The sequence below is a fragment of the Formosa sp. Hel1_31_208 genome (genome assembly GCF_900104785.1).
Lineage (GTDB): Bacteria > Bacteroidota > Bacteroidia > Flavobacteriales > Flavobacteriaceae > Psychroserpens.
This window is the reverse complement of sequence record NZ_LT629733.1, coordinates 1,454,421-1,467,518: the sequence shown is the minus strand read 5'-3', so window position 1 is coordinate 1,467,518 and position 13,098 is coordinate 1,454,421. Positions and strand designations below refer to the sequence as shown.

Annotated in this window: 16 protein-coding genes; 5 read left to right on the top strand and 11 right to left on the bottom strand. The window is 35.2% G+C overall.

What is annotated here, in order from left to right; genetic code table 11:
• Positions 1-64: 64 nt before the first annotated feature.
• Genes BLT57_RS06655 through BLT57_RS06640 form a run of 4 tightly spaced genes read left to right on the top strand, consistent with a single transcriptional unit; the run spans position 65 to position 3,545 of the window.
• Positions 65-1,285 (top strand): sulfite oxidase, encoded by a 1,221-nt coding sequence (locus BLT57_RS06655; protein WP_091423945.1) that lies wholly within the window; start codon positions 65-67, stop codon positions 1,283-1,285.
• Positions 1,285-1,758 (top strand): monoheme cytochrome C, encoded by a 474-nt coding sequence (locus BLT57_RS06650; RefSeq protein ID WP_172827434.1) that lies wholly within the window; start codon positions 1,285-1,287, stop codon positions 1,756-1,758. The genes BLT57_RS06655 and BLT57_RS06650 overlap by 1 nt, the downstream gene beginning before the upstream one ends.
• Positions 1,742-2,662, top strand: a complete 921-nt coding sequence (locus tag BLT57_RS06645) for a sulfurtransferase (RefSeq protein WP_091423940.1) — start codon at positions 1,742-1,744, stop codon at positions 2,660-2,662. The genes BLT57_RS06650 and BLT57_RS06645 overlap by 17 nt, the downstream gene beginning before the upstream one ends.
• A gap of 7 nt (positions 2,663-2,669) precedes the next feature.
• Entirely contained in the window at positions 2,670-3,545 is an 876-nt protein-coding gene (locus BLT57_RS06640) for a sterol desaturase family protein (protein WP_091423936.1), read from the top strand.
• A 14-nt stretch (positions 3,546-3,559) separates the two neighbouring features.
• On the opposite strand, the gene BLT57_RS06635 is transcribed toward BLT57_RS06640, so the two are convergent.
• Positions 3,560-4,471, bottom strand: a complete 912-nt coding sequence (locus BLT57_RS06635; RefSeq protein WP_091423933.1) for a dimethylarginine dimethylaminohydrolase family protein — start codon at positions 4,469-4,471, stop codon at positions 3,560-3,562.
• Positions 4,472-4,534: 63 nt separating this feature from the next.
• Positions 4,535-5,821 carry a citrate synthase gene (locus BLT57_RS06630; RefSeq protein WP_091423930.1) on the bottom strand — a complete coding sequence of 429 codons (1,287 nt, stop codon included), beginning with the start codon at positions 5,819-5,821 and terminating at the stop codon, positions 4,535-4,537.
• A gap of 217 nt (positions 5,822-6,038) precedes the next feature.
• Here BLT57_RS06630 and BLT57_RS06625 point away from each other — a divergent pair, with 217 nt between their 5' ends.
• On the top strand, positions 6,039-6,791 hold the full coding sequence (locus BLT57_RS06625) for a DUF481 domain-containing protein (protein WP_091423928.1): 753 nt from the start codon (positions 6,039-6,041) through the stop codon (positions 6,789-6,791).
• A 58-nt stretch (positions 6,792-6,849) separates the two neighbouring features.
• On the opposite strand, the gene eno is transcribed toward BLT57_RS06625, so the two are convergent.
• The 9 genes from eno to infA form a co-directional block, all read right to left on the bottom strand.
• A complete protein-coding gene (gene eno, locus BLT57_RS06620; protein WP_091423926.1) occupies positions 6,850-8,142 on the bottom strand; it encodes a phosphopyruvate hydratase in 1,293 nt (430 codons plus the stop codon).
• A 156-nt stretch (positions 8,143-8,298) separates the two neighbouring features.
• Complete coding sequence (gene carA / locus BLT57_RS06615; RefSeq protein WP_091423923.1) at positions 8,299-9,402, bottom strand: glutamine-hydrolyzing carbamoyl-phosphate synthase small subunit; 1,104 nt, start codon at positions 9,400-9,402, stop codon at positions 8,299-8,301.
• Between the two features lie 86 nt (positions 9,403-9,488).
• Positions 9,489-9,959, bottom strand: a complete 471-nt coding sequence (gene rplQ, locus BLT57_RS06610) for a 50S ribosomal protein L17 (RefSeq protein ID WP_091423921.1) — start codon at positions 9,957-9,959, stop codon at positions 9,489-9,491.
• Between the two features lie 61 nt (positions 9,960-10,020).
• Positions 10,021-11,013, bottom strand: coding sequence for a DNA-directed RNA polymerase subunit alpha (locus BLT57_RS06605; protein WP_091423918.1), 993 nt, complete (start codon positions 11,011-11,013; stop codon positions 10,021-10,023).
• A gap of 95 nt (positions 11,014-11,108) precedes the next feature.
• On the bottom strand, positions 11,109-11,714 hold the full coding sequence (gene rpsD, locus BLT57_RS06600) for a 30S ribosomal protein S4 (RefSeq protein ID WP_091423914.1): 606 nt from the start codon (positions 11,712-11,714) through the stop codon (positions 11,109-11,111).
• Between the two features lie 174 nt (positions 11,715-11,888).
• A complete protein-coding gene (gene rpsK / locus BLT57_RS06595; RefSeq protein WP_091423910.1) occupies positions 11,889-12,272 on the bottom strand; it encodes a 30S ribosomal protein S11 in 384 nt (127 codons plus the stop codon).
• 105 nt (positions 12,273-12,377) lie between these two features.
• Positions 12,378-12,752, bottom strand: coding sequence for a 30S ribosomal protein S13 (rpsM, locus tag BLT57_RS06590; protein ID WP_091423906.1), 375 nt, complete (start codon positions 12,750-12,752; stop codon positions 12,378-12,380).
• A gap of 2 nt (positions 12,753-12,754) precedes the next feature.
• Positions 12,755-12,871 carry a type B 50S ribosomal protein L36 gene (ykgO, locus tag BLT57_RS06585; protein WP_091423903.1) on the bottom strand — a complete coding sequence of 39 codons (117 nt, stop codon included), beginning with the start codon at positions 12,869-12,871 and terminating at the stop codon, positions 12,755-12,757.
• Positions 12,872-12,875: 4 nt separating this feature from the next.
• A complete protein-coding gene (gene infA, locus BLT57_RS06580; RefSeq protein WP_026753784.1) occupies positions 12,876-13,091 on the bottom strand; it encodes a translation initiation factor IF-1 in 216 nt (71 codons plus the stop codon).
• Positions 13,092-13,098: the final 7 nt, after the last annotated feature.

Genomic DNA, 13,098 nt, shown 5'->3' with positions numbered 1-13,098 from the left:
ACAAAAAGTTAGTCAGAAACAATAACTTGTATAGTGGTTTTTTTTAACCAATAAATTAAATATTTTGAAAAGAAGAGATTTCGTAAAAAAAGCAACATTAAGTTCATTTGCAGTACTTATTGGCACCGAGCTTGTATTTGGTTCTCAAATGCTAGACGGTTATATCCCTTTGGCATTGCAGGATCCTGATCCGTTTAAACTATTTAATAAGCATAAAGACATGGTTATCTTAAATGATAAACCATGGAATATCGAAGCACAGGCACATTTGTTGGATGATAAAATCACTCCAAATTCATGTATGTTCATTAGAAATAACGGATTGGTACCAGAAGATATTGATGCTAAAACTTGGACCCTCACCATTGATGGTGAGTCTGTTAAGACTCAAAAAACATATACTCTGGCCGAATTGAAATCAAAGTTCGAACGGCACACCTATCAATTAGCCATAGAGTGTGGTGGTAACGGACGTGCTGAATTTGATCCGCCAGCAAAAGGAAATCAATGGACTATTGGTGCTATACACTGTGCCTCTTGGACAGGTGTGCGTTTACGGGATGTATTAGAAGATGCAGGTATTAAAAGTAGTGCGGTTTATATTGGATATCACGCTGTGGATAAACATCTCAGTATGGATCCTAAAAAAGAACCAATTTCTAGAGGTTGTCCAATGTCAAAAGCCCTACAAGATGAAACACTATTAGCTTTTCAAATGAATGGTGAAGATATTCCACTAATCCATGGATATCCGCTGCGCTTGGTTGCAGGAGGTTGGCCAGCTTCAGTCTCTGGCAAGTGGGTGAATAGAATTAGTATTCGCAATAAAGTGCACGATGGCACAAAAATGACAGGCACCGCTTACCGAGTTCCTTGCGAGCCCGTTGCACCTGGAGAAAAAGTAAAAGATGAAGATATGTGCATCATAGAATCTATGCCTGTAAAATCATTGATTACCTATCCTAAATCTGGAGCAATGATTAAAAAAGGAAAAACTTTAAAAATTAGAGGTCATGCTTGGGCCGGCGAATTAGAGGTTTCCAAAATGGAATATTCTATAGATTTTGGTTCGACTTGGAGCAACTGTAATATTGAAAAACCAGCAAACCGATTGGCTTGGCAACATTTTTCAGCTACTGTTGATTTTCCAAAAACGGGTTACTATGAGGTTTGGGCAAAAGCGACAGATAGCAATGGAACGGCACAACCTATGATTTTGCCAGGATGGAATCCAAAAGGCTATCTAAATAATGCCTGCCATAGAATAGCGGTAAAAGTAAAATAATGACCAAAGAATCAACATTCAGAGCACAAGTAAATAAAATCTATCAATTATTGATGGTCTTATTTCTATTGTTTCTTGTGGCTGGAGGGGGATTAATATATTATGCGAATAATCCAAGTGCTTTTGACTTTAGTCGGAAATCAGAAATGGTAGTTACTGCACCTATTGAAGATGATTATGATCGTATTGAAAATGGGATTCATTTAAGAACTGGCTTATTAGATGCGGAAGGATTGATGACTGTTGTAAATAATTGCACCAATTGTCATTCGGCTAAATTAGTAACGCAAAACAGAATGACAGCCGAGCGTTGGAATGCCACAATAAAATGGATGCAAGAGACTCAAAATCTTTGGGACTTAGGTGGAAATCAAGAGATTATCGTTAATTATTTGGTTGCAAATTACCCTCCAATAGCTAAAGGTAGGCGCATGAGTTTAACAGATATAGATTGGTATGAATTGGAGGATTAACGTTTTATTTTTAGTGTTAATGTCCGTGGCTTGTCAAAAAGACAAGGCAATTGCCCTTGATATTGTTGATTACAATTATTTAATCGAAGCAGAAGAATTAAAATCTATAATTAATCAGAAACATATCAAGGTGTTAGATTTTAGAAAAATTGATAGTTATAATAAAGAGCATATTGCAGGAGCTTTACACATGTGGCGTACAGATATTGAAGATACATCCTATCCCTACAGTGGCATGATGGCAAGTACATCACAAATAGAAACATTATTTGGGAGACTTGGTATTAAAACTAGTGATACAATTATAGTTTATGATGATAACGGATTGTGCGAAGCCTCAAGATTATGGTGGATATTGCAGAATTATGATTTTAAAAACATAAAACTATTACACGGTGGAATTTCAGAATGGAAGTCAATTAATGGGCAGGTAACCGCCGAAGTACCCAAGGTAAGTCCTAGTGTGTTTAGACTCACTGAAACTCCTAAAATGGAATATTATGTTTCAAAAGAGCAGGTAAATGAAGCTTTGAACACTAATGTTGTTCTTTTAGATACAAGAACCATTGATGAGTTTTCAGGTTATCTCCAAAAAAAAGGTGCTACAAAAGGAGGGCGACTTCCTAATAGTATTCATATGGATTGGGCCGAGGCAATACACCATAATGGAGACAAGCGTATGAGGTCCTTAAGCGATATAGAAAAAATCTATAGTAAATTAAATATAGATAAAAATGATTCTATAATTTTGTATTGTCATAGTGGTGTGCGATCAGCACATACTACTTTCGTACTTACTCAGTTATTAGGATATAAAAATGTAAGGAATTACGATGGGTCATGGACAGAATGGAGTTATTTCAATGATTTACCTTTTGAGAGTGATCCTATAACACTAAATTAAAATTAAGATGGAAAAGTATTTAGACGCATTTATTAATGCCTTTCAAGGCACATTAGATTGGACATGGAAATCTATCATTTTTGAAGTGCCATGGTACACCAATTATTTTTGGGGACTTATAGCCATTTCACTTTTTGTATGGCTTTTAGAAATCGCCTTTCCGTGGCGAAAGGATCAATCGATATTTAGACGTGACTTTTGGCTAGACGCCTTTTATATGTTCTTTAATTTCTTCATGTTCTCCATCGTAATTAGTGGTGTTTACGAGATTATAGGATTGCTTTTTGGCGAAATTAATGTTACTGCTAAAAGTCTAGCACTTTTTGACATCTCACAATGGGCACCTGCTTTACAGTTGTTCGTATTCTTTATTATACTTGATTTTGTACAGTGGTTTACGCATGTCTTATTGCATAGATATGGTTTTCTTTGGAAGTTTCATAAAGTACACCATAGTGTCAAGGAAATGGGATTTGCTGCGCATTTAAGATACCACTGGATGGAGAACATATTTTATAAACCTCTTAAGACTTTTGGCGTTATGATAATTGGTGGTTTTGAGCCAGGACAAGCCTTTATCGTTCACTTTATAACCATTGCTATTGGTCATTTGAACCATGCTAATATTAAAATTACTTGGGGACCATTAAAGTATATTTTCAATAATCCGGTAATGCATTTATACCACCATGCTTATGTATTGCCTGAAGGAAAACATGGGGTGAATTATGGGATAAGTTTAAGCCTTTGGGATTATATCTTTAAAACGAATTACATTCCTGAAGACAGTGGAACCATAGAGATTGGATTTAAAGGAGATGATAAGTTTCCTAAAGATTTTATAGGTCAAAACACCTATGGCTTTAAAAAAGGACAGCGTTGATGCTCTAGAATGTTTTAGTCTCTAATTAGTGGCATTGTTGAGCAACGCAGCAAACCTTCTTGCTTCGCTATTTCGGCATATGGCACCTCTTCTACGGTGAATCCTTGCTCGCGTAACCAATTGTTTAGACGTTTAAAATTGCGCTCAGAAATGATGACCTCTTCGGAAATTGAAAACACGTTGCTATACATTTGATACATTTCATCTTTAGTGATTTCAAAGACGTTTTCCTTTCCAAAGAAATCTAACAGCCACTGATATTCGCTTTCTACTAAAAATCCATTTTTGTGAAGAATGGCTTTATCTTTACCAATGGGTTGAAAACAACAATCTAAATGCAAGGCATTCTCGCGTGGATCTGTATTGGATTTACGTAATTCAAAAGCCTTAACGATTTTGTGTGGAAACAATTCTTGAATAGCAATCACCGCATCCATATTGGTTCGTGCTGTAATATAATCTGAATAGTCCTCTCCTGAATAAGTACCTATAAAAATGTAGTCATTCCATAGCATAACGTCTCCGCCTTCTACATGACACTCGTCTGGTAAAATGATACGGTTTTCTTTAGCCACGTTTTTCCATACATACTCTGTTGCTTCTACTTCTCGCTTTCGATCTGGTAATATATTAGCAATAATAATCTTGTCTTCAATCACAAAGGAAATATCACGAGCAAAAATCTGGTTGTAGTCTTCGATGACTTCTGGACGATAAACCTTAACATCATATTTTTTCAAAACATTAGCAACAGCTTTCATCTCTTCGATCATATCGGCTTCTTTAGGGTAAGTACCTGCTTTGATATGTTCCATAGATTTTGGATCATAGGCTTCTTCCAATGCAGGTGTCGGACCATTACTTTCGGCTGTTCCTAAAATGACGGCACGAAGGCGAGCTGTTTCGTTTTGAATGTTTAGTTTCATAGGTTTTTAATATAAAAAAGCTCCATAGGACGCTATGAAGCTTTTTCTGACTAGCAAACTAGCCTATCTTTTTTCAACAGGTTTAAATGCTCTGTAAGTTTCACCAACATATAATTGTCGCGGACGACCTATTGGTTCTTTATTAATGCGCATTTCTTTCCATTGTGCAATCCATCCTGGCAAACGCCCTAATGCAAACATTACAGTAAACATTTCTACGGGAATCCCCATGGCTCGGTAAATAATACCAGAGTAGAAATCTACATTTGGATATAATTTTCTATCTACAAAGTACGGATCTTCCAAGGCTTCTTTTTCTAAACCTTTAGCGATATCTAAAATAGGATCTTCAATCCCTAAATCTGCTAATACCTCATCTGCAGCTACTTTAATAATTTTTGCTCTTGGATCAAAATTCTTATACACGCGATGCCCAAATCCCATTAAACGGAACGGATCATTTTTATCTTTAGCTTTCGCCATGTATTTCTTTGTGTCTCCACCATCTTCCTTGATAGCTTCCAACATTTCTAAAACGGCTTGGTTAGCGCCTCCATGCAATGGTCCCCAAAGTGCAGAAATTCCAGCAGATAAAGACACAAATAACCCAGCGTGTGATGATCCTGTAATTCTTACTGTAGAGGTTGAACAGTTTTGCTCATGATCGGCATGTAAGATAAGTAATTTATCTAAGGCATTAATTAAGATTGGATTCTGTTCGTATTCCTTATTAGGGCTTTTAAACATCATTTTTAGAACATTCTCCACATAACCTAGACTATCATCACCATAATCTAGAGGCAATCCGTGTTTCTTACGCATGGTCCAAGCTACGAGCACAGGAAACTTACCTAAGATACGTACAATAGCATTATACATTTCCGCTTCAGAATCTACATCAACCGATGACGGATTAAAAGCAGTCAAAGCACTTGTTAGGGACGAGAGGACACCCATTGGATGTGCTGATTTTGGAAAGGCGTCAATTATTTTCTTTATATCGTCATCAACCACAGAATGCGATTTAATATCAGCATGGAATTGATCAAGTTCTTCTTGCGTAGGTAATTCACCAAAAATTAATAAATATGCCACTTCTAAGAAGTCTGCTTTTTCTGCCAGTTCTTCAATAGAATACCCTCGGTATCTTAAAATACCTTTTTCTCCATCTAAAAAGGTAATAGCACTTTCACAAGATCCTGTATTTTTATATCCTGGATCAATAGTTGTAACACCTCCGGTAGCGCCACGAAGTGTTTTAATATCAATAGCAACTTCATTTTCTGAACCTACTACTAATGGAAATTCGTACTTCTTCCCGTTTATTTCTAGTGTAGCTTTATCTGACATATATATTGAGTTTTTTGCGTTATTTTAAGTCTGGTAAATTTACGAAATATCTAAGGATTTATGAAGTCAATTTATAATGGTTTTAACAATTACGATATTCATAAAATCGATTCCTCTAGACAGAATTAAATCGAGAATATCATAATTATATATTCGAGGCGGATGTTATGGCTTTTTGATATTAACTTGTATTTTTACTGTAGAAATTTTAACAGAAATGAAATACATCCAATTACTTTTAATTTTAGTGAGTTGCAATGCTTTCTCACAGGTTATAAATGTCGAATCATTGCGTAAAGCATCAGACTCATCAAAGTGGACAGGTTCTGCGAGTCTAGATGCCTCACTAATTAAAAATACGAATGATATTTTTAGAATAACCAATAAAGCCCACGTACAATATAAAGATTCTACCAATTTGTGGCTTTTTGTAAATGATTTAAACTTTCAGAAAATAGATGGCAGCTCCTTAGTTAATAGAGGCACACAACACTTGAGATACAACAGGAAAGTTTCAAAACGAATTAAATGGGAAGCCTTTGTTCAAGCACAGTATGACGCCATATCACAAATTGATTTTAGAGGCTTATTGGGTACTGGTCCACGATTTAAACTTAGTGAGAATGATAATTATAGATTTTATTTAGGCACTTTGGTGATGTACGAATATGAACGTGCCTCTAATGCAGTTGTGGAAAGAACACAAAAAGATGTTCGAGCCAGCGCTTATCTATCGTTTAGTCTCTATCCAACAGAAACCATTAGTATCATTAGCACCAGCTATTATCAACCTAAGTTGGAAGCCTTTAGTGATTATCGATTATCTAGTAATACTTCAATTCTTTTTACCATCTACAAAGATCTGGCTTTCAAAACGAACTTCAATTATTTCTATGATGCTTTTCCTGTGAGTTCTGCAATTCCAAAGACACAGTTCGAATTGACAAATGGCTTGTTGTATTCGTTTTAAATAAAAAAACCTACCCGATATGAACGGATAGGTTTTGTATTATCATTTGGCGTAGTATTTATTTTACTTTAAACGCTTTCATTTGCGGAAAGTAAGCTACATCTCCTAATTCTTCTTCGATACGCAATAACTGGTTGTATTTCGCCATACGATCACTACGTGATGCTGACCCTGTTTTAATCTGACCAGTATTTAAGGCCACCGCTAAATCAGCTATGGTATTATCTTCTGTTTCGCCCGAACGGTGTGACATTACAGAAGTATATCCAGCATTATGTGCCATATTTACTGCGGAAATCGTTTCGGTTAAGGTTCCTATCTGATTCACTTTGATTAAAATAGAATTGGCGATCCCATTTTCAATTCCTCGAGATAAACGCTCTACATTGGTTACAAATAAATCGTCACCAACTAATTGTACTTTATCACCAATTAACTCAGTTAGGTATTTCCATCCTTCCCAATCGTTTTCATCCATCGCATCTTCAATAGAAATAATAGGGTATTTTTTTGCTAAATCAGCAATATAATCTGCTTGTTCTGTACTCGTTCTAATGACTCCAGAATCGCCTTCAAATTTGGTGTAGTCATATTTACCATCAACATAGAATTCGGCAGCCGCACAATCTAAAGCAATCATCACGTCATCTCCTAAAGTATAACCTGCATTAGAAACTGCTTTAGCAATTGTATCAAGGGCATCTTCAGTTCCTCCCTCAAGATTAGGTGCAAACCCACCTTCATCACCTACAGCAGTGCTTAAACCTCTATCGTGCAATACTTTTTTTAAATTATGGAAAATCTCAGTTCCCATTTGCATAGCATGGGAAAAGTTTTTGGCCTTTACGGGCATCACCATAAACTCTTGAAATGCGATTGGCGCATCACTATGCGATCCACCATTAATGATGTTCATCATAGGAACAGGCAAGGTGTTTGCAGATACACCACCTACATATCGATATAATGGCATATTTAATTCATGAGCCGCTGCTTTTGCCACTGCTAAAGACACACCAAGAATGGCATTAGCACCTAATCTAGATTTATTTGGAGTGCCATCAATCTCGATCATTAATCGATCTATCATATTCTGTTCAAATACAGAAACCCCTAAAAGTTCTTGAGCAATTATTGCATTTACGTTATTCACCGCTTTAGAAACACCTTTTCCCATATACTCGTTTCCACCGTCTCTCAGTTCGACAGCTTCATGTTCTCCAGTAGATGCTCCTGAAGGTACAGCTGCTCTTCCTAAAATGCCGTTTTCAGTCATGACATCTACCTCTACGGTTGGATTTCCTCTAGAATCTAAAATTTGTCTTGCATGAATATTAATTATAATGCTCATTATGTTTGGTTTAAGTTATTGTTGTTTACATTTCAAATTTACGAAATTGTTAATCGATTTCTATGTCAACAAAGTAGAATTGCATAATATCTCAACGATAATGTTTTCGTAAAAGGAAAAAAGCAATGAAAATTAAAAATCATTGCTTTTTTGTTATTAGTTTTTTTGAATGTTCTTGATAAATTCATCAAATAAATAGGCAGAGTCATGAGGTCCAGGACTCGCTTCAGGATGATATTGTACCGAAAAGCAATTCTTGTTTTTCATTTTGATTCCTGCTACTGTATGGTCATTTAAATGCACGTGTGTAATATCTATATCTGGATGTGCTTCCGTTTCTTCTCTGTTGATAGCAAAACCATGATTTTGGGAGGTAATCTCACCTTTAGTCGTCAATAGATTTTTTACAGGATGGTTAATTCCTCGGTGTCCATTATGCATTTTATAGGTTGAAATTCCGTTTGCCAATGCAATAACTTGATGACCTAAACAAATTCCGAATAATGGTAAATCTCGTTTGATAATCTCTTTAGCCACAGCTTGTGCCTCAACTAAAGGCTCTGGATCTCCTGGTCCATTAGACAAGAAATAACCATCTGGTTTGAATGCTTCTAAATCTTCGAAAGTTGAGTTGTATGGAAACACTTTAATATAAGCGTCGCGTTGCGCAAAATTGCGAAGAATGTTCTTTTTGATACCGATATCTAAAGCTGCGATTTTATACTTTGCATTTTCATCACCGTAATAGTAGGGTTCTTTTGTAGACACCTGAGATGCTAATTCAAGACCTTCCATACTTGGCACTTCAGCGAGTTGTTTCTTAAGACCTTCAATATTATCTACATCGGTTGAAATTACTGCATTCATGGCACCATGATCTCTAATATGACTTACTAGTGCTCTAGTATCGACATCTGATATGGCTAAAAGATTATAGTCTTCAAAGAACTCTTCTAAAGACTTATCACCTGCTGGACGTGAATAATTAAAGCTAAAGTTTTTACAGATTAATCCTGAGATTTTAATTGAATCAGATTCAACTTCGTCAGATTTCGTACCATAGTTTCCAATGTGTGCATTGGTGGCCACCATGAGTTGCCCATAATACGAAGGATCAGTAAAGATTTCTTGGTATCCTGTTGTTCCTGTATTGAAACAAACTTCACCAAATGCAGACCCTTCTTTTCCGATTGATTTTCCATGAAAAATTGTACCATCGGCTAAGAGGATCAAGGCTTTATTACGTTTGTTATATTTCATTTGCTAAAAAAAGTTTTACAAAATTGCATAAAAAAAAGGATAATCTAAAATAGATTATCCTTTATATATTAAATGCTTATTAACATTTATTCTTCTTCGTTAGTTGCTGTTGTCTCTACAGGAGGAGTAGTAGCTTTAGAACCACCTCTTCTGCTTCTACGTGTTGTTTTCTTCTCTTTCTTACCAGCATTGTAGATTTCATTGTAATCTACTAACTCTATCATTGCCATATCTGCATTATCACCAAGTCTGTTTCCTAATTTGATGATTCTTGTATAACCACCAGGACGATCAGCAATTTTCACTGCAACATCTCTAAACAATTCAGTAACCGCATCTTTTTGTCTTAATCTTGACATAACGATACGTCTATTGTGTGTTGTATCTACCTTTGATTTGGTAAGCATTGGTTCTACAAATTGTTTTAAAGCTTTTGCTTTAGCAACCGTTGTGTTGATACGTTTGTGCTCGATTAACGAACATGCCATATTAGCTAACATCGCTTTTCTATGAGCAGTTTGTCTTCCTAAATGGTTAAATTTCTTTCCGTGTCTCATGACATTTTGTTTTAATCATCATCTTGCTACAACTCACTATTGAGGAGCAAAATATGACGTATTAATCTTTATCTAATTTATATTTTGCTAAGTCCATTCCGAAGTTAAGACCTTTAACGTTTACAAGCTCTTCAAGCTCTGTTAGAGACTTCTTACCAAAGTTACGGAACTTCATTAAGTCATTCTTATTGAAAGATACTAAGTCTCCTAGAGTGTCTACTTCCGCAGCTTTTAAACAGTTTAATGCACGTACAGAAAGATCCATATCTACTAACTTAGTTTTTAATAGTTGTCTCATGTGAAGTGATTCTTCATCATAAGTTTCTGTTTGTGCAATTTCATCAGCCTCTAGAGTGATACGCTCATCAGAGAATAACATAAAGTGGTGAATTAATATTTTGGCTGCTTCAGTTAAGGCATCTTTAGGTGCGATTGAGCCATCTGTGATAATTTCAAAAACTAATTTTTCAAAATCGGTTTTTTGTTCAACACGGAAGTTTTCAATGCTATACTTCACATTTTTTATTGGCGTGTAAATTGAATCTGTAAAGATAGTTCCAATTGGTGCAGAAGCCTTTTTATTTTCTTCAGCAGGAACATAACCTCTACCTTTTTCAATAGTAATCTCCATATTGATGTTTACTTTAGGATCTAAGTTACAAATCACTAAGTCTTTGTTTAAAACTTGAAACCCAGAAATAAACTTTTGGAAGTCACCAGCTGTAATTTGATTTTGTCCAGAGATAGAAATTGAAACAGATTCGTTGTCCACTTCATCAATTTGGCGCTTAAAGTTAACTTGCTTTAAGTTTAAAATCATTTCTGTTACATCCTCAACTACACCAGCAATTGTAGAAAATTCGTGGTCTACACCTTCAATTCTAATTGATGTAATTGCGAAACCTTCTAAAGACGATAATAATACTCTTCGTAAAGCATTACCTACCGTTAATCCATAACCTGGTTCTAAAGGTCTAAATTCAAATTTGCCTTCAAACTCAGTAGAATCAATCATGATTACTTTGTCGGGCTTCTGAAAATTTAATATTGCCATATTTTTCTTCGTTTTAATTGTTACTTAGTTGCGCGATTTATAAGTTTGAAGAACACTAATAAATCCTTTGGCCAAATAGCAATATGATTAATTAATTATTTAGAGTATAATTCAACGATATATTGTTCGTTGATATTTTCTGGAATCTGGATTCTTTCTGGAACAGAAACATAAGTTCCTTGTTTTGTGTCATTATTCCAAGTGATCCATTCGTATACATTGCTAGAATTAGCTAATGAATTTTCGATAGACTCTAATGATTTTGATTTTTCTCTTACAGCTACAACATCACCAGCTTTTAATTGGTAAGAAGGAATGTTAGCAATACCACCATTAACAGTGATATGTCTGTGAGACACTAATTGTCTTGCTCCACTACGAGATGGAGACAATCCCATTCTAAAAACGACATTATCTAAACGAGACTCACAAAGTTGAAGTAATACTTCACCTGTAATACCTTGAGCAGCAGTTGCTTTTTTGAACATGTTTCTGAATTGCTTTTCTAATATACCATACGTATATTTTGCTTTTTGCTTTTCCATTAACTGGATAGCATATTCAGATTTTTTTCCACGACGCTTATTTCCACCGTGTTGACCTGGAGGATAATTTCTTTTTTCAAAAGCCTTATCATCTCCAAAAATAGCTTCACCGAATTTTCGGGCTATTTTAGTTTTAGGACCAGTATATCTTGCCATTTTTAAATTTGTTTTGAGAGTGTTTATGAATTAAGGTCTTAATCTTATCCTTCGATAAACGTTGATCTCTCGTTGATACTTGTTAATAATTATTTTTCAGTTTGCAAATTTACACATAAAAAACCAATATCAACTATATAATATAGTTGACATTAATTCAATTTTATGTATAAATTAAACTCTTCTTCTTTTTGGAGGTCTACATCCATTATGTGGTAATGGCGTAACATCGATAATTTCAGTTACTTCGATACCTGCATTATGAATTGATCTAATTGCAGATTCTCTACCGTTACCAGGACCTTTTACGTATACTTTCACTTTTTTGAGACCAGCTTCTTTTGCAACTCCAGATGCATCTTCTGCAGCTAATTGAGCAGCGTAGGGTGTGTTCTTCTTAGAACCTCTAAATCCCATTTTACCAGCTGATGACCATGAAATAACGTCTCCTTTTTTGTTTGTTAAAGAGATTATGATGTTATTAAAAGAGGCTGCAATATGCGCTTCTCCAACAGCATCTACTATTACCTTACGTTTTTTAGTACTTGACTTTGCCATATTATTAAGTTTCTAGTTGTCAGTTTTCAGTTGTTAGAATCCTAAACATTTCTATTTCGAACAGATTCCTCTAACGTTTAAAACTAATGACTAATGTCTATGTTATTATTTAGTTGCCTTTTTCTTGTTAGCAACCGTTTTTCTTCTACCTTTTCTCGTTCTAGAGTTGTTTTTAGTTCTTTGACCTCTTAATGGAAGTCCAGCTCTATGACGAATTCCTCTGTAACATCCAATATCCATTAATCGCTTAATGTTTAATTGTGTTTCAGAACGTAATTCACCTTCAATAGTATAAGTTCCAACAGCGTCACGGATTGCTCCAATTTGCTCATCAGTCCAATCTTCTACTTTGATGCTCTCGTCTACTTTAGCTGTTGCTAAAATTTCTTGTGCTCTACTTCTACCTAATCCGTAGATATAAGTTAAAGAGATTACACCTCTTTTCTGTTTTGGTATGTCTACACCTGCAATTCTTGCCATAATTACCCTTGTCTTTGTTTGAATCTAGGATTCTTTTTGTTAATGACGTAAAGTCTACCTTTTCTGCGGACTAATTTACAGTCAACACTTCTCTTTTTAATTGATGCTCTTACCTTCATCGTATTAGTATCTATAAGTTATGCGAGCCTTCGTTAAATCGTAAGGACTCATTTCTAATTTAACTTTATCTCCAGGTAACAATTTAATGTAATGCATACGCATTTTACCCGAAATATGTGCAGTCACGATATGACCATTTTCTAGTTCAACTCGGAACATCGCATTTGATAATGCTTCTATGATTGATCCGTCTTGTTCTATTGCTGCTTGTTTTGCCATAGTATTG